General features: G+C 42.3%; 14 protein-coding genes. 1 reads left to right on the forward strand and 13 read right to left on the reverse strand.

The features are described 5' to 3' along the window. Positions 1-8: 8 nt before the first annotated feature. The gene (locus NSS65_RS12975; RefSeq protein ID WP_024423174.1) at positions 9-839 is read right to left on the reverse strand and encodes a cytochrome c biogenesis protein; all 831 of its coding nucleotides are present in this window, start codon (positions 837-839) and stop codon (positions 9-11) included. A gap of 7 nt (positions 840-846) precedes the next feature. Further along, complete coding sequence (hemA, locus tag NSS65_RS12980; RefSeq protein ID WP_024427831.1) at positions 847-2,214, reverse strand: glutamyl-tRNA reductase; 1,368 nt, start codon at positions 2,212-2,214, stop codon at positions 847-849. Between the two features lie 242 nt (positions 2,215-2,456). Here hemA and NSS65_RS12985 point away from each other — a divergent pair, with 242 nt between their 5' ends. Further along, positions 2,457-2,942 carry a hypothetical protein gene (locus tag NSS65_RS12985; protein WP_034279808.1) on the forward strand — a complete coding sequence of 162 codons (486 nt, stop codon included), beginning with the start codon at positions 2,457-2,459 and terminating at the stop codon, positions 2,940-2,942. A 42-nt stretch (positions 2,943-2,984) separates the two neighbouring features. Here the strand turns inward: NSS65_RS12985 and yihA are convergent, their stop codons facing one another. The 11 genes from yihA to ilvC form a co-directional block, all read right to left on the reverse strand. Beyond that, complete coding sequence (yihA, locus tag NSS65_RS12990; RefSeq protein ID WP_024423177.1) at positions 2,985-3,572, reverse strand: ribosome biogenesis GTP-binding protein YihA/YsxC; 588 nt, start codon at positions 3,570-3,572, stop codon at positions 2,985-2,987. Further along, on the reverse strand, positions 3,569-5,893 hold the full coding sequence (gene lon, locus NSS65_RS12995; RefSeq protein WP_034279805.1) for an endopeptidase La: 2,325 nt from the start codon (positions 5,891-5,893) through the stop codon (positions 3,569-3,571). Before lon ends, yihA begins: the two co-directional genes overlap by 4 nt. 171 nt (positions 5,894-6,064) lie before the next feature. Further along, entirely contained in the window at positions 6,065-7,726 is a 1,662-nt protein-coding gene (gene lonB / locus NSS65_RS13000) for an ATP-dependent protease LonB (RefSeq protein WP_024423179.1), read from the reverse strand. Between the two features lie 137 nt (positions 7,727-7,863). Next, entirely contained in the window at positions 7,864-9,129 is a 1,266-nt protein-coding gene (gene clpX / locus NSS65_RS13005) for an ATP-dependent protease ATP-binding subunit ClpX (protein ID WP_024423180.1), read from the reverse strand. Positions 9,130-9,380: 251 nt separating this feature from the next. Then, on the reverse strand, positions 9,381-10,655 hold the full coding sequence (gene tig, locus NSS65_RS13010; RefSeq protein ID WP_024423181.1) for a trigger factor: 1,275 nt from the start codon (positions 10,653-10,655) through the stop codon (positions 9,381-9,383). A 240-nt stretch (positions 10,656-10,895) separates the two neighbouring features. Then, entirely contained in the window at positions 10,896-11,903 is a 1,008-nt protein-coding gene (gene ddcA, locus NSS65_RS13015; protein WP_024423182.1) for a DNA damage checkpoint antagonist DdcA, read from the reverse strand. A 125-nt stretch (positions 11,904-12,028) separates the two neighbouring features. Continuing rightward, complete coding sequence (leuD, locus tag NSS65_RS13020) at positions 12,029-12,628, reverse strand: 3-isopropylmalate dehydratase small subunit (protein WP_024423183.1); 600 nt, start codon at positions 12,626-12,628, stop codon at positions 12,029-12,031. A 13-nt stretch (positions 12,629-12,641) separates the two neighbouring features. Beyond that, complete coding sequence (gene leuC, locus NSS65_RS13025; protein ID WP_024423184.1) at positions 12,642-14,057, reverse strand: 3-isopropylmalate dehydratase large subunit; 1,416 nt, start codon at positions 14,055-14,057, stop codon at positions 12,642-12,644. A 40-nt stretch (positions 14,058-14,097) separates the two neighbouring features. Further along, positions 14,098-15,195, reverse strand: coding sequence for a 3-isopropylmalate dehydrogenase (leuB, locus tag NSS65_RS13030; protein WP_326134834.1), 1,098 nt, complete (start codon positions 15,193-15,195; stop codon positions 14,098-14,100). An 18-nt stretch (positions 15,196-15,213) separates the two neighbouring features. Further along, positions 15,214-16,767 carry a 2-isopropylmalate synthase gene (locus NSS65_RS13035; protein ID WP_326134835.1) on the reverse strand — a complete coding sequence of 518 codons (1,554 nt, stop codon included), beginning with the start codon at positions 16,765-16,767 and terminating at the stop codon, positions 15,214-15,216. Continuing rightward, positions 16,754-17,782 carry a ketol-acid reductoisomerase gene (gene ilvC, locus NSS65_RS13040; RefSeq protein WP_024423187.1) on the reverse strand — a complete coding sequence of 343 codons (1,029 nt, stop codon included), beginning with the start codon at positions 17,780-17,782 and terminating at the stop codon, positions 16,754-16,756. Before ilvC ends, NSS65_RS13035 begins: the two co-directional genes overlap by 14 nt. Positions 17,783-17,792: the final 10 nt, after the last annotated feature.

Here is a 17,792-nt window from a genome sequence, read left to right on the forward strand (position 1 = left end):
ACTCATCATTATTGAAACCAATGAAAGGTTGATAAGCTACCAAGCAGAAAATAATTGATCATCAGCACAAGAAATGAAGCGACATTCCATAGTGCCACGATTTTGCCCTGCATATTTCTCACCAATCTGATATATAAGTAAAAGCCGTATAAAAACAGCATAATAAACGAACCAAGCACCTTTGCATCTGTCCAGTACAACGTATCATACGAAATATATGCCCAAATGATGCCAAGAATTAAACTAAGCAAGAGCATTGGCACACCAATAATGTTTAATACGTACGCCATATGATCGAGCTTTGATAAGTCTTCAATTCTCAGAAGCCATTTTCCCCATTTTTTCTTTTTCAGTAAACGATATTGAAAGAGATAAAGCAGTGAAAACGCAAATGAAAGTGAAAAGGCACCGTAGGATAAAATCGCCATCGTAATATGAATCACGAGCAGTTCACTCGTGAGCTTCCCCGTTAGTTCTGCTGAATGGAGGTCAGATGGTGTAAAGGTGTGAATCGCCATCATGGAAAAACCGATCACATTTGTAAAAAAGACAATAAATTCAACGCGCAATACCTTTGTTAGGACAAGAGAAAGTGTCACAAGCACCCACGTATAAAAATATAACCCCTCTGCTACATTCAACACAGGGAATCGGTCTGTTTCCATCATAATATAGAACATGTAGACTGTTTGCAGCAGCCAGACAATAGAAAGCAACCAGAAAGCCATTTTTCCAGCCTTCCGGTTGTGTTGAAGAAAATCTATGAAATAGAACAAGACACTTAGTGCATAGATTAAGATCGTCGCTTCATTGAGTCTCGCTACAATGGATTCCATCATCGCTTAATCACTCACTGGCAACTGTAGCAAAGCCTTGTGCCATATTTGGTTTGAACAGCTGAAATGATCCTTGCTCCACCTGCATTGGCTCGACCTTTTGCTCTTCATCTTCAACCTGTAAATCAAAGATTTCTTTAAAGAGTAAAAGCTTTTCCTCTGCATTCGGCTCCGCGGCAATTTCTTTTGCCTTTAAGATAGGATCTTTCAGCATTTGGTTGATGATGCTTTTCGTATGTTTATTTAACAGCTTCATTTCACGGTTTGTGAGGTTTGGAAGCTTCCGCTCAATACTCTGCATCGTATCGGCTTGAATTGTAAGTGCCTTTTCTCTAAGGGCAGAAATGACCGGAACAACACCTAACGTATTCAGCCATTGCTTAAATTCCACAATTTCTGCTTCAATCAGGAGCTCGACCTGCTCAGCTACTGCACGGCGCTCTTTTAAGTTGGCAGCCACGATGCCTTCAAGGTCATCAATGTCATACAAAAAAGCACCTTCTACTTCAGAAATGGCTGGATCTAAATCACGTGGTACAGCTATATCTACCATAAATAGAGGTCTGCCCTTCCGCTTTTTATTCGCACTTTCGACCATTTCTTTTGTAATGACAAATTGTTTCGCACCCGTTGAGCTGATTAAAATGTCTGCTTCGGATAATGTTTTTTCTAATTGGTTTAAGCTCTTAGGCTCTCCTGAAAAACGACCGGCCAATTCCTTTGCTTTTTCAAACGTTCGATTGATGACCGTTACTTGGCCGATTCCTTGACCTTGAAGGTTTTGAGCCGCCAGTTCGCCCATTTTGCCCGCGCCAAGAATCAGGACATGCTTATCAGAAAGACGTCCAAAGATTTTTTTGGCAAGCTCAACAGCTGCATAGCTGACAGATACGGCATTAGACGCAATATCCGTTTCCGCATGAGAGCGCTTTGCAACGGTTACCGCCTGTTTAAATAAATAATTGAAAACGGTACCAATGGTCTTCTCCTCTTGAGCTACTTTAAAGCTGGAACGTACTTGACCGAGTATTTGCGTTTCACCAATGACCATGGAATCAAGTCCACAGGCCACACGGAATAAATGCTCAACCGCTCCATCGTTTTCATAGAACTTCAAATAAGGAGAGACATCTTCCTTTTCTAAACCGAACCAATCGGCTAAAAATCTTTTTATATAAAACCGTCCAGTATGAAGCTGATCTACTACTGCGTAGATCTCTGTTCGATTACATGTTGAGATGACGATATTCTCTAGAATGCTTTTTTCTTCTTTAAGCTTGGACATCGCTGTTCCGAGCTCACTCGGTTCAAAGCTCAGCTGTTCCCGTATCTCAACAGGGGCTGTTTTATAATCTAAACCCACAACAAGAATATGCATAACTTCAGCTTGCACCCCCAACGCCCTGTCTAATTTATAATAATTACAATATAGAATTTATTATTTATAATGATTATAACATATATTCATTTTTAACTGGATAAAAATTGTGAACAGATTTCAAAAATGTTGTGATATAGTAGAAAAATGTTCGACACTGTTTATGCCATATCATCACTTCAAGCAATTTACCAGATTTGGCGCGTGCGGACAAATGATCTGCTTAAAAGAAGGTGACATCTTTGAAGAAGAAATCCATTTTGCTGCCGCTTACTTTACTGGCTGTAGCGCTATATGCCATTCTCTCAGGAGGTCAATTTGACATTTGGAAGGATCAAGAGAAATGGTATACACTTGTACTGCTTTTTGGTCTCGCTTTTTTATATCAAGGAAAGAAGGAGCAAGAAAGCGCTCATGTGTTTATCGGTATGCTTATGACAGGCCTTTCGCTACACTTTATTCTTCAGCCTAAATTGGACCACTGGCCAGACACATTTACAATGATTGTGTTCATCGTAGGACTTGCACTCTTTGTGAAATCATCTCAGAAAAAAGAATATCGTATTGAAAGTGTTGTGCTGATCGCACTCGGTCTGTTCCTTTATTTCTTTCAGCAAATTACAAAACAGCTAAGTTCCCTTTCGATTCCTACTTCTGGCTTTGAATTGTACTGGCCTTATGTACTGATTGCTGTCAGTCTCCTCTTATTATTTTTAAAAAGGAAATAACTTATACAATAAAAAAGCATCTGCTCATCGCAGATGCTTTTTTTAGCCGTTTACTTTCGCAAGGATCGCATTCCAGGCTTCGTCTTTTCCCTTTTTTGTTTCAGAAGAGAATAAGATGAGTTCATCTGATGGGTCAATGTCGAGCGTCTGTTTGACGACTTTCGCATGTTTTTCCCATTTGCCTTTTGGAATTTTATCCGCTTTTGTTGCGATGACGATCACGGGAACTCCGTAATATTTAAGGAATTCATACATGTTCACATCGTCTACTGATGGCTTATGGCGCAGATCCACAATTTGGACAACTGCTTTTAATTCTTCACGCATTGTAATATACGTTTCGATCATTCTACCCCAGGCTTCGCGCTCTGTTTTTGATACTTTGGCAAAACCGTAGCCCGGAACGTCCACAAAATGGAGCATATCATTAATAATGTAGAAATTAAGCGTCTGTGTCTTACCTGGTTTAGAAGACGTACGCGCTAAATTTTTACGATTAATCAATGAGTTGATGAACGAGGACTTTCCAACATTTGATCGTCCAGCAAGCGCGATTTCAGGCAGCCCGCCGCTCGGGTACTGCTCTGGTTTCACCGCACTAATGACGATATCTGATTTTGTTACTTTCATCTTCCCTCTCCTACCAACGCTTTCTCAAGCACCTCATCTAAATGTGAGACCGGAATAAAGGTTAGTCCTTCTCTCACACTTTCAGGAATATCATCAATATCCTTCTCATTGTCCTTTGGAAGAATAATGGTTTTCAATCCTGCACGATGTGCGCCTAATGCTTTTTCTTTTAGTCCGCCAATCGGAAGCACTCTTCCTCTTAACGTTATCTCTCCTGTCATACCAACCTCTTTTGACACAGGACGTCCTGTGAGTGCTGATACAAGAGCCGTCGCAATGGTGATACCAGCTGATGGCCCGTCCTTTGGAACCGCACCCTCTGGAACATGGATATGAATATCGTGCTTTTCATTAAAATTAGGATCAATGTTCAGTTCATCTGCTTTGGATCGAATATAACTGAATGCCGCCTGTGCAGATTCTCTCATGACATCACCTAGCTTACCTGTTAACAAGAGCTTGCCTTTACCAGGCGAAAGTGATACCTCAATTGATAAAGTATCTCCGCCAACAGTCGTATACGCAAGTCCTGTGACAACCCCCACTTGGTCTGTCGTTTCAGCCTGACCATAACGGTAAAGTCTTTTTCCGAGAAATTCAGATAAGTTCTTTTCCGTCACTGTGATGCGTTTGCGGTCTTCAGCCACAATCGCTTTTGCCGCTTTCCGGCAAATGGCCGCAAGCTGACGCTCTAATCCACGAACACCCGCTTCTCTTGTGTAATAGCGAATCGTATCATAAATCGCGGCTTCACGAAGCTGCAAGTTCCCTTTCTTTAATCCGTGCTCCTTTAGCTGCTTCGGCAGAAGATGGTCTTTCACAATCTCTGCTTTTTCAACCTCTGTATACCCTGCAATCGTGATAATCTCCATTCTATCACGAAGTGGACCTGGAATGGTTGCTAAATTGTTGGCAGTGGCAATAAATAACACCTGCGATAAATCAAATGTCTCTTCAATATAGTGATCGCTAAAGTTGTGATTTTGCTCAGGGTCCAGCACTTCAAGCATCGCAGAAGACGGATCACCTCTAAAATCAGAGGACATCTTATCGATTTCATCTAAAAGAAACACTGGATTCATAGTGCCTGCCTTACTCATCCCGCGAATGATACGGCCTGGCATCGCCCCTACATATGTTCTTCTATGTCCACGAATCTCAGATTCATCACGCACACCGCCAAGAGAGATACGGATAAACTTTCGGTCAAGTGATTTAGCAATCGATTTGGCAAGTGACGTTTTCCCTACCCCAGGAGGTCCTGCTAAGCAAAGAATCGGTCCTTTTAATGAATTGGTCAGCTTCTGTACAGCAAGGTATTCAAGCACACGTTCTTTGACTTTCTCCAGCCCATGATGCTCATCATCTAAAATTTCACTTGCAAGCTTTAAATCTAGACGATCTTCTGTATAGATGCCCCATGGGAGATTGATCAGCCAATCAATATAATTTCGAATGACAGAGCTCTCCGCAGAGCTTGAAGGAATTTTTTCGTAACGGTTCAATTCTTTTAACGCCGTTTCACGAACAGAATCCGGCATGCTGGACTCTTCAATTTTAGACATTAATGAACTGACTTCGCCTGTTTTTCCTTCCTTGTCTCCAAGCTCCTTTTGAATGGCTTTCATTTGTTCACGCAAATAATATTCTTTTTGCGTTCGTTCCATTGAACGTTTGACGCGCTGTCCAATTTTCTTTTCAATTTCCAGCACTTCTTTTTCATTGTGGATTAAGCTGATGACGCGATTCAGACGTTTTTTGACATCCACTGTTTCCAGCACTTCTTGCTTGTCCTTTAACTTGAGCGGCAGGTGAGAAGCGACGATATCTGCCATTCTCCCCGGTTCTTCAATATCCGTCACCGTTGCATATGTTTCAGCTGAGATTTTTTTTGAAATTTTTATGTACTGATCAAAGTGATCTAACAAAGTGCGCATGAGTGCTTCTGCTTCTGCGTCTTTTAATTCTTCTTCTGCCAATTCTTTAATATCGACGGACGTATAGTCCTCAAGCTCCACGTATGATTCGATCTGCGCTCGATTTAAGCCTTCAACGAGTACACGAATCGTTCCATTCGGCAGCTTCAGCATTTGTTTGATTTTTGTGTAGGTGCCGACTTTGAAAATTTCCTCTTCACCTGGTTCATCTATTGAAATTTCCCGCTGTGTTGCTAGAAAAATCATATGATCGTTCATCATCGCCTGTTCTAAAGCTTGAACAGACTTCTCGCGTCCAACGTCCAAATGCAAGACCATTGTTGGATAAACAAGCAAGCCTCGCAGTGGAAGGAGCGGAACATTCTTTTTGATTTCATCTGCCATGTTGATTGACACCTCCGTCACTAGTATGAATCATTATAATATACCTGTTTCAGTCTTGTACAATGTAAAAGACTTGAGAAATGATGATCTTACCGTAGTATACCCTTTCTTTTTATCTTGAAAAAGAAAAAAAGATCTATTTCACTAAAAAATCCCCATATGTGATGGGGATTAAACAGATTTTCTTTTCATTTCCTCTTCTAGTCCATCTTTCTTCTCGTCTGGCGGGTTGACCAAACACTGATCCAGCACCTCTTGGAAGTGCTTCACAGGCACAATGGTGACGCCTTCAATCTCTTTTAAGATCGACTGCTGGTTGTCATAAGGAATAATGACGGTTGTGGCACCAGCCTGCTTCGCCGCCTTAATCTTCGGTATCACACCGCCGATCGGCTTCACTTGACCCTGCAATCCGATTTCACCTGTCATCGCTGTCAGATGATCAATCGGGATTTGATGAATGGCAGAGAAAATCGCCGCCGCCATGGCAATCCCAGCAGACGGTCCATCAATAGGGGCACCGCCTGGGAAATTAATATGGATGTCATATTCATTTGTCCGAATGCCCAAGTTTCTCAGCACTGTTAATACATTTTCAACAGAACCTTTGGCCATACTTTTTCGTCTAATGGATTTAGACTGACTGCCAATGCTTTCTTCTTCTGCAATGCCTGTAATATTGATACTGCCTTTTTCAAGCGCCTTACATATATTCACTTCAATCTCAAGCAAGGCCCCGCTGTTTGGTCCGTAAACAGCCAGACCATTCACTACACCGACTTTTGGCTTTTCCGGTACTTTTTGTTCATATCTTGGTGTCAACTGGCTCGAATGAATGACCCACTCGACATCGGCGATCGTGATGTCTTTTCGGTTTTCTGTGACAGCCATTCCAGCAGCGATCTGCACCATATTGACAGCTTCACGGCCATTTTTCACATATGAGGTTAACAGGTTCAGCCCTTCATCACATAATTCCTTTTGAATTTTTTGGACAGCTTTAGCAGCGACAATTTTCAGTTCATGCTGGTCAAGGTCCTTAAAGAAAATTTCCAAACACCTCGATCGAATCGCTGGTGGAATTTCTTCAGGTGTTCTTGTCGTGGCACCTATCAATCGAAAATCAGCCGGAAGTCCATTTTGAAAAATGTCATGAATGTGATTCGGAATTTGAGTGTTCTCCTCACTGTAGTAAGCACTGTCTAAAAATACTTTCCGATCTTCAAGGACTTTCAGCATTTTGTTCATTTGAATCGGGTGCAGTTCGCCAATTTCATCGATAAACAGAACCCCGCCATGCGCATGCGTAACAGCTCCTTGTTTTGGCTGCGGTATGCCTGCCTGGCCCATCGCTCCTGCCCCTTGGTAAATCGGGTCATGCACGGAACCAATGAGCGGGTCTGCGATACCTCGTTCATCGAATCTTGCGGTTGTGGCATCGAGTTCTACAAATACCGCATCTTTCTTAAACGGTGAATCAGCATGACGTTTCGCTTCTTCCATGACAAGACGGGCAGCGGCTGTTTTACCAACACCCGGGGGTCCGTAGACAATGACATGCTGAGGATTCGGTCCGCACAGCGCTGCTTTTAGAGCACGAATGCCGTCTTCCTGCCCTACAATATCTTGAAATCCCTTTGGCCGGACTCTCTCTGATAAAGGCTCACTCAGCTTGATTGACCGCATCTTTCTGAGTGCTTCCATTTCTTTTTTTGATTCTTTGTCTATCGTCACCTTTTGTGTGCGCTGATTTCGCAGTAAGTTCCAAAAGTACAGCCCGATGACGATACCAAAGAACAGCTGTATAAATAATACGATTCCTGTCCAGCTCAATCGGTGCTCCCTCCTTCATCTATCGTATGTATTGGTTTCTGTCTGCTAGTATTTCCTAGAGCTGGACGGAATAAACACGTCTTCTGCGATAAATAAAAAACTCCTGAATCAAAATGATTCAGGAGTGATAACTTCTCTTATGCAGATGTTTTTGTATCTTTATTGACGACTGTGCCATCCTTTAGCACAAGACGCGGCGGCTCACCATCAGCAACCGTTGCACCAGTGATGACACATTTTTCAATATCATCACGAGATGGAAGGTCAAACATGACATCAAGCATGATGCCTTCAATGATCGAGCGAAGACCACGAGCCCCTGTTTTACGCTCAATTGCTTTTTTCGCAATTTCGCTAAGAGCATCTTCTTCAAATTCAAGCTCTACATCGTCAAGCTCAAGCATTTTTGTATATTGCTTAACAAGCGCATTTTTAGGCTTCGTCAAGATTTCTACAAGTGCTTTTTCATCTAACGGCTCTAGGCTTGCAATAACCGGCAGGCGGCCGATGAATTCTGGAATTAAACCGAAGCGAAGCAAGTCTTCTGGCAGTACTTTTGATAGAAGGACTTCTTTTTCAAGATCTTCGACTTTATTTTCCGCACCGAATCCAATTACTTTTTGACCTAAGCGGCGTTTGATGATTTGCTCAATCCCGTCAAAGGCTCCTCCACAAATGAAGAGGATATTCGTCGTATCAATTTGAATGAATTCTTGATGCGGGTGCTTACGTCCACCTTGAGGCGGTACACTAGCGACTGTTCCTTCAAGAATTTTCAAAAGGGCTTGCTGGACGCCTTCCCCAGATACATCGCGAGTGATAGAAGGGTTTTCTGATTTTCTTGCTACTTTATCGATCTCATCGATGTAGATAATGCCTTTTTCCGCTTTTTCTACATCATAATCCGCTGCCTGGATCAGCTTTAGTAAAATATTCTCTACGTCTTCACCAACATAACCTGCTTCAGTTAATGATGTAGCATCTGCGATCGCAAATGGAACATTTAAAATACGTGCAAGTGTTTGAGCAAGTAATGTTTTACCGCTTCCTGTTGGTCCAATCATAGAAATATTACTTTTCGAAAGCTCAACATCATCAATCTTGCTGTTGGAATTGATCCGTTTGTAGTGGTTATACACCGCTACAGCTAAGGATTTTTTCGCATTGTCTTGTCCGATGACATATTCATCAAGAATCTCCCGAATTTCATGAGGCTTCGGAACATCCTTGAATTCAACTTCTTCCTCTGTGCCGAGCTCTTCTTCAACTATTTCCGTGCAAAGCTCGATACATTCATCACATATATATACGCCAGGTCCTGCGACCAGTTTACGCACTTGATCTTGCGTTTTTCCGCAAAACGAGCATTTTAATTGACCTTTTTCCTCGTTGAATTTAAACATTCTTTCACCCCTTATTCTTCTTCACTTGCCTGTAGCTAACAGTCAGCTACCTTTCTGGGTCCAGTATGTATGCATTTTACCATACTTTCCTAAAAGACGGTAACGATGTGTTTCTAACACTGCACATTGAGATATGTATGACAGAAAGATGCGACTTACACTATCGTTTCCAAAAGAAGCGATGATAAGTCAAAAATTGTACAAAACAAGGCACGAGTCACTCGCGCCCTGTTTTATTATTATGCACCATATTAACGGTTTTCTACAAGAAAATCAATTGCTTTACGAACTTTTAGATCTTCTTTCATTGCTTCAGTAGATCCGATCGCTTGTTTGATATTTTCAATTGGCATGTTGTATGCTTCAGCCATTTTTGAAAGTTCTTCTTCCACTTCTTCGTCAGACACTTGTAAGTTTTCTGCAGCAGCAATTGCTTCAAGTGTTAGGTTAGATTTTACGCGTTTAGCAGCATCTTCTTTCATTTGCTCTTTCAGCGCATCTTCATCTTGTCCAGAGAATTGGAAGTAAAGCTCAAGGTTCATTCCTTGCATTTGAAGACGTTGTTCGAATTCTTTCATCATGCGGTCTAGCTCAGTGTCAACCATCGCTTGTGGGATGTCAACTTCCGCATTTTCAGAAGCTTTCGCAACTAGCTCTTCACGAAGTTTTCCTTCTGCTTCGTTTTCTTTTGCTTCTTCAAGACGTTTCTTCGTTTTTTCAGTTAACTCAGCAAGCGTTTCTACTTCTTCATCAACATCTTTAGCGAACTCATCGTCAAGTGCTGGAAGTTCTTTTGCTTTGATTTCATGAATTTTCACTTTGAATACAGCTGGTTTACCTGCAAGGTCTTCAGCATGGTATTCTTCTGGGAATGTAACTTCTACGTCTTTTTCAGCGCCAGCTTCAAGACCAACTAATTGCTCTTCGAAACCAGGGATGAATGAACCAGAACCTACTTCAAGAGAGTAGTTCTCAGCTTTTCCGCCTTCGAATGCTTCTCCATCAACGAATCCTTCGAAATCAAGAACAACTGTATCGCCGTTTTCGATTGCGCCTTCTTCTTTGACAACAAGCTCAGCTTGACGGTTTTGCATGCCTTTAAGCTCTTCTTGTACATCTTCATCAGTAACAGCTGTGTCGTCTTTTTCTACGTTAAGACCTTTGTAGTCACCAAGTTTTACTTCAGGCTTCACTGTTACTTTTGCAGTGAAGATTAAGTTTTCGCCTTTTTCGATTTTCTCAACATCGATTTCAGGGCGGTCAACTGGCTCGATACCAGCTTCGTCGATTGCTTTTGGATATTCAACCGGAAGAAGAATATCTAATGCATCTTGATAAAGAGATTCTACACCAAAACGCTGCTCGAAAAGACCACGTGGTACTTTCCCTTTACGGAATCCAGGGATCGATACTTGCTTAACCACTTTCTTAAATGCATCATCAAGTGCTTTGTTAAATGTTTCAGCGTCAACTTCTACAGTTAGTACGCCTTCGTTACCTTCTTGTTTTTCCCATTTTACTGACATGTGTGTTTCCCTCCAAAAATCTATTCAGATTGTGCGTTGCTCCATTCTAAAGCATCATAAAGACTTCGTCCAATCAAAAACCACGCACTCCGCTAAGAAGCTTGCATTATGTATACAACATTTGACTTGATTATACATATCGTCTTTCAACCGTTGGAATCTGACAACTGCACTATATATGCACAAATACAACCATTATATTATAACATAACAAGTCCGTCTTTCAACTAAATCGACAAATTACAAATAAGAAATTTCTTCAATATCTTTCAGCATTGTGCAAGCTTCTCTCAGCTCTCGTTCGTTAAATTCATACAATAGATGCAATTCTTCGAGTTCAATCTCAATCCCATGCATTTCATAGCCGACTTTATGAAGTGCCGCTGCCCAAAGACTCGGATCTGTGTATTTAGGAAGAAATGGATACAGCACAAATAAGTGCCGGCGCCATAACTCTTCCACGGCTTGGTAAAGGGTCGGATTCTCATTGCCAAGCGTGTCATCAAGCATTCGAAGGACTTGCTGAAGAAGCGGCATCTGCTCTGGCTTTACAGCCTCAGAAGGAATAAGGGTTAAAGAATCACCGAATTTTGTCACATGAACCGGTTTTGCCACATCATGCTCTGCCAGAAGCTGCAGGATCATTGATTTGACCAAAGGGTTCCCATCAGGATTTTGTAAGATGGTATTTAATAGACCCATATGCGGTGTAATATTCCGGTCTTTCAATGAATGAATGAACTGGACCTGTTCTTCCGGACGCTTCAGCATATCATCTATGTTGACCTCACTTCCGGCGTCCTCATCTTCATCTAAAATCTCTTCAGGTGATTCGATCATTTTTCTGCTAAATTCGAGCAGCTTGTAAAAATGCTCCGCGCTTTCTGCCGGAAGGTGGTTTTCCTCGAGCACAGCCTCAATCGTCTGTTTGACTTCTTCATATTCTTTCAGCTGAATGAGGATCGTCATATACACTTGGAGCACAGTGAAATAGTGGCCATATCCTTCATGCAGCATTTTTTCACAAACACGCTTTGCATCCTGTAGCTCACCCAGCTCCAGAAAACAAATGGCCATTCCAAGGTGAATATCGGATTCTTCATCGTCATCGTACGATTTAGCTTCTGAAAACAAGTGAAGCGCCTCTTGATACTGCTTATCTTTTAATGCTGCCATTCCTTTTTCAATCAGTCTTTCTTTCAGACCAGGAAACAAAATGACATTATCTTTCTTCTTGTCATGCTTCATGCTTACGTTCCTTTCGGGCGCATATTTTTTATCAGTTTACCAACGAAGATTAGTAAACACAAGTAACGAGAGGTTTTCATGCAAAAAAGAAGCCGTCACACCTCGGGCGGACAGCTTCTCGTTGCTTAAGCGCGCAGCCAGCTGCTGCGCTTTTCTTCAAATGCTTGAATGTCATCTTCTAGAAGTAATGTTAATGAAATCTCATCATAACCATTTAGGAGCATTTCTCTCCAGTGAGGGTCGACTTGAAAAGGGGTGATATTCCCTTCATGATCTTCTATCTGCTGTTTTTCAAGATCAACCGTCATCTCATACCCTTTGTTCTCATATGACGCAGCGAAGGTTTTCCACACATCATAATCAAGGCGAATCGGAAGCATCCCATTTTTAAAGCAGTTTTGATGAAATATATCTGCGAATGATGGTGCAATGACAATTTTAAAGCCATAATCATCAAGCGCCCAAGGAGCATGTTCCCTAGATGATCCGCAGCCAAAGTTCTCCCCTGCGATCAAAATGGATGCTCCTTCATAGATCGGCTGATTTAGTTCGAAATCTGGATTTGGGCTGCCATCGGCTAAATAACGCCAGTCGAAAAAGGCAAAGCGGCCATATCCTGTTCGTTCGATTCTTTTTAAAAATTGTTTTGGAATAATTTGATCTGTATCTACATTGATACGGTTAAGCACAGCGGCTTTTCCTTTATGAGTGACTAAAGGCTCCATCTATGACAACTCCTTACACGACTGTTTTCTCTTGATTAAACTTCCTGACATCGACAAAGCGGCCATGTATCGCAGCCATTGCAGCCATTGCCGGGCTGACAAGATGCGTTCTCGCACCCTTCCCTTGACGCCCTTCAAAGTTACGGTTTGATGTGGACGCGCAGCGTTCGCCCTCCGGTACCACATCGTTATTCATACTAAGGCACATACTGCAGCCTGATTCTCTCCATTCAAATCCTGCTTCAAGGAAGATTTCATGAAGACCTTCTTTTTCTGCTTGCAATTTGACACTTTGAGAGCCAGGCACCACAATCGCTCTGACATGATCTGCTACTTTTTGTCCTTCAATCATAGAAGCAGCTTGACGTAAATCAGTCATTCTTGAGTTCGTACATGAGCCGATAAAGACATGCTCAATCGTAATATCTTCTATACGCTGATGCGGGTGGACACCCATGTATTCGTAAGCACGAATTGCTTCTTTTTGATCATCTTCTTGTGCAAAGTCCTCAGGTCCTGGGATTGATGCATCCACAGGGAGTACCATTCCTGGGTTAATTCCCCACGTAACCATTGGTGAAATCTCATTTCCATCTAATACAATGGTTTTATCGTAGGTTGCACCTGGATCTGTTCTAAGTTCTTCCCATTCTTTAATAGCTGCTTCGAAGTCTTCACCCTGCGGTGCATATTTGCGGCCGCGGCAATATTCGAAGGTGACTTCATCAGGTGCAATCAATCCTGCTCTTGCGCCTGCTTCAATTGACATATTACAAACGGTCATCCGCTCATCCATCGTCATGTTTCTGAATACTTCCCCAGTGTATTCAATGACATAACCTGAGCCGAACTTCACGCCGTGCGCACCAATGACGGCTAAAATGACATCTTTGGCGGTTACCCCTTTTTGAAGCTTTCCGTCTACTCTAATTTCTAGCGTTTTCGGACGCTGCTGCCAAAGTGTTTGTGTAGAAAGTACATGTTCAACCTCACTAGTACCGATCCCAAAGGCAAGTGCACCAAACGCGCCGTGAGTTGATGTATGACTATCTCCACAAACGATTGTTTTCCCCGGAAGTGTCAATCCAAGCTCAGGTCCAACGACATGGACGATTCCTTGGTCAACACTGTGAAGGTCAGCAAGACGAACGCCAAATTCCGCACAGTTGCGCTCTAAGGCACTTACTTGCTTTTTAGCAATCTCATCTTTGATCACAAATCGATTCACAGTTGGGATGTTGTGATCCATCGTCGCAAACGTGTTTTGAGGTCTTCTCACCTTGCGCCCTTTTTGTCTTAATCCTTCAAATGCTTGAGGTGATGTCACTTCATGCACCAAGTGCAGATCAATATATAAAAGGTCTGGTTTTCCCTCGCCGCTTTTGACTACATGCTGATCCCATATTTTTTCGATGATTGTTCGAGGCATAACCCTTTTCCTCCCTCTACCTAATTCCACAAGATTCTATTTACACAATGGTTTGCACGCGCTGCTTGAGTGCGTCTACAACCGCATTAGTGATTTCTTCAGTCGTTTGATAAGTTCCCTCTTTTGCTGCTAAATCTTTTGTTCGTTTGCCAGAGGCAAGAACAGCTTCGACAGCTTCTTCTATTGCATCCGCTTCTTCTTCTAATGAAAAGGATGTTCTAAGCAAGCTTGCTGCTGATAAAATGGTTGCCAGAGGGTTTGCAACGTTTTGCCCCGCAATATCGGGTGCTGAACCATGAATTGGCTCATATAAATGAAGGCCACTGCTTGATAAACTAGCAGATGGCAGCATGCCGAGTGATCCAGTAATCATAGAAGCTTCGTCACTTAAAATATCACCGAACATATTCTCCGTCACAATGACATCAAATTGAGCGGGCTTGTAAATCAGCTGCATGGCAGCATTGTCGACGAGCATATGCTCAAATTCAACTTCTGGATATTGAGCAGCAACTTCTTCTACTGCATCCCGCCATAGTTTACTAGAAGCAAGGACATTCGCTTTATCCACAGACGTCACTTTTTTCCGTCTTGTTAAGGCCATGTCGAACGCTTCTTTTAATACGCGGACAATTTCTTCCTTTGTATAAAGGAGCGTATCAACGGCAGCTTCTTTTCCTTCATCATCCGTATAGCGTTCGCTTGGTTCACCAAAATAGAGACCGCCTGTTAATTCACGAACGATGACGAAATCGACTCCGTTAATGTGATCTTGTTTTAACGGAGATGCCTCGCTTAAGCTATCGAACACCTTTACAGGGCGGATGTTGGCAAATAAGTCCAGCTGTTTACGAATGGCAAGTAAGCCTTTTTCTGGACGAAGCTCTGGCGGGTTTTGATCCCACTTTGGTCCGCCGACTGCTCCTAATAAAATCGCATCAGAGCCCTTGCATACATCTACTGTTTCCTTTGGAAGCGGGTTGTTTTTTTCATCTATTGCGATACCGCCAATGAGCGCAGTTTCGAATTCGAATTCGTGCTTAAATTGAGCCGCTGTCTCTTGAAGGACTGCGACTGCAGATGTCACGACTTCCGGTCCGATTCCATCGCCGGGCAAAAGTGCAATTTTCTTTTTCATGAGAACCTTCCTCCTTTCCTATGAGATCGCGTGATGTTTCTCAATTTCAATCAGATTTGATTTGAAGATTAAATGTCTGTTCACTGCATTGACGTAAGCTTTTGCAGATGCTTCAAGTACATCTTGCGCTACACCGCGCCCTGCTGTTTCTTTTCCTTCTATTGAAACAGTGACATATACTTCTGCTAGTGCATCTCTGCCTTTTCCATTTGATTGAATGCGGTAGTCCAGCAAATGAATTCTTTCTTCCATACAGCGCTCAAGCGTGTTGTACACAGCCTCTACACTGCCTGCTCCTGTAGCTGCTTCTTGAATGACTTCCTGTGTTTCTTGATTTTTCAGAGAAACTGTTGCTGTTGGCATTTGTTCTGTTCCATAGTGCACTTGCAGACTTTCAAATTCGTAGCCGATTTTTCGGTCTGCTACTTTTTCTTCTAATATAATAGAGATCAAGTCATCATCTGTAATTTCTTTCTTCTTCTCTGTCAAGTTCTTGAAAGTCTCAAAGAATTTATTGATTTCGTCTTCCGTTAGTTTAAAGCCTAGTGTTTTCATGCGGTCTTTAAACGCGTGTCTTCCGGAGTGTTTTCCAAGGACAAGCACATCTGTTGTCACGCCGACAAGCTCTGGAGAAATAATTTCATAGGTTGTTTTTTCTTTGAGGAAACCATCTTGGTGAATACCTGATTCATGTGCAAATGCGTTGTTTCCAACGACTGCTTTATTACGCGGCACAATCATTCCTGAGTATTTGCTCACTACATCACTTGTACGCTTAATTTCATTCAATTGAATCGTTGATTCGACCTGATAAAAGTCTTTTCGAATATGAAGAGCTACTGCAATCTCTTCTAACGCGGCATTTCCAGCGCGCTCGCCAATTCCGTTGACAGCCGTTTCAATTTGATCTGCTCCATTTTCAATGGCAGCAAGTGAGTTTGCTACAGCCATTCCTAAATCATCGTGACAGTGAGCGGACAAGTTAACGCGGTGGATATTTGGAACGTGTTCCTTCATATATTTAAAGATGTTTCCGTACTCTTTTGGCGCTAGGTATCCTACTGTATCTGGCAAGTTAATGACACTCGCCCCAGCGTCAATGACCTTTTCTACAATAACTGCCAAGAAAGCAAGATCTGTACGGCACGCATCTTCTGCTGACCATTGGACAACTGGAAAACGTTCTTTCGCATATTTCACCATTGCGACAGCCTGTTCTACGACTTCTTCACGTGTTTTCTTTAGTTTATGCTTCAGGTGAATGTCAGAAGTGGCAATAAAGACATGAAGCCTTGGCTCCACTCCATCTTTTAATGCTTCCCATGCAGCATCAATGTCACCTTTCACACATCGTGCAAGACCAGCAACAGAACAGTTTTTAATCGTTCTTGCAATTTCTTGTACGCCTAAGAAATCCCCTCGGGATGAAGCGGGAAATCCCGCTTCAATGATATTAACCCCAAGGCGCTCAAGCTGCTTTGCAATGATTAGCTTTTCTTGTGCATTTAAGTTCACTCCTGGTGATTGCTCTCCATCCCGAAGTGTTGTGTCAAAAAAATTAATTTTCCGCACCGACGCTCACCGCTTCCTTTTTCTTTCCTTGTTTAACGAAAGGCATCATTTCACGAAGCTTTCTACCAACGATTTCAATTTGGTGCTCATTTTCATTTGCATTGATCGCATTGAAACGTGGACGATTCACTTGGTTTTCAACAATCCATTCTTTTGCAAATGTTCCGTTTTGGATATCAGTCAAAACAGCTTTCATTGACTCTTTTACTTTTGCATCCACAACGCGTGGTCCTGATACGAAGTCACCCCATTGTGCTGTATCAGAAATTGAATATCTCATGCCTTCTAAACCTTCTTCATACATAAGGTCAACGATCAATTTCAGTTCATGCAGACACTCGAAGTATGCAAGCTCTGGCTGATAACCAGCTTCTGTTAACGTTTCGAATCCTGCTTTTACTAGTGAAGTAAGACCTCCACAAAGAACTGCCTGCTCACCGAATAGATCCGTTTCTGTTTCTTCTTTAAATGTTGTTTCAAGAACGCCCGCTCTTGCTCCGCCGATCGCTTTTGCATAAGCAAGTGCTTTGTCTTTCGCTTGGCCAGATACATCTTGATAGATAGCAAATAGGGCAGGTACACCAGCGCCTTGCTCATATGTTCTTCTCACAAGATGTCCTGGTCCTTTTGGAGCTACAAGATACACGTCTACGTCACTTGGAGGAACAATTTGATGGAAGTGAACGTTGAATCCGTGTGCGAATACAAGTGAGTTGCCAGCTTCTAATTGATCTTTGATTTCTTCATCATATACTTTCTTTTGCTGCTCATCTGGAAGTAGTACCATCACGACGTCTGCTTGTGCCGCTGCTTCTTTTACTGTGAATACTTGATGACCGTCTTCTTGTGCTTTTGTATAAGATCCGCCTTTTCTTACGCCGACGATCACATCTACGCCGCTTTCTTTTAAGTTCAATGCATGTGCATGACCTTGTGAACCGTAACCAATGATTGCTACCTTTTGACCATTTAATACGTTTTCTTGAATATCACCGTTATAATATACTTTTACCATTTGACTCTCT

Source organism: Bacillus sp. FSL K6-1006 (assembly GCF_038593175.1).
Taxonomy (GTDB): Bacteria; Bacillota; Bacilli; order Bacillales; family Bacillaceae; genus Bacillus; species Bacillus safensis.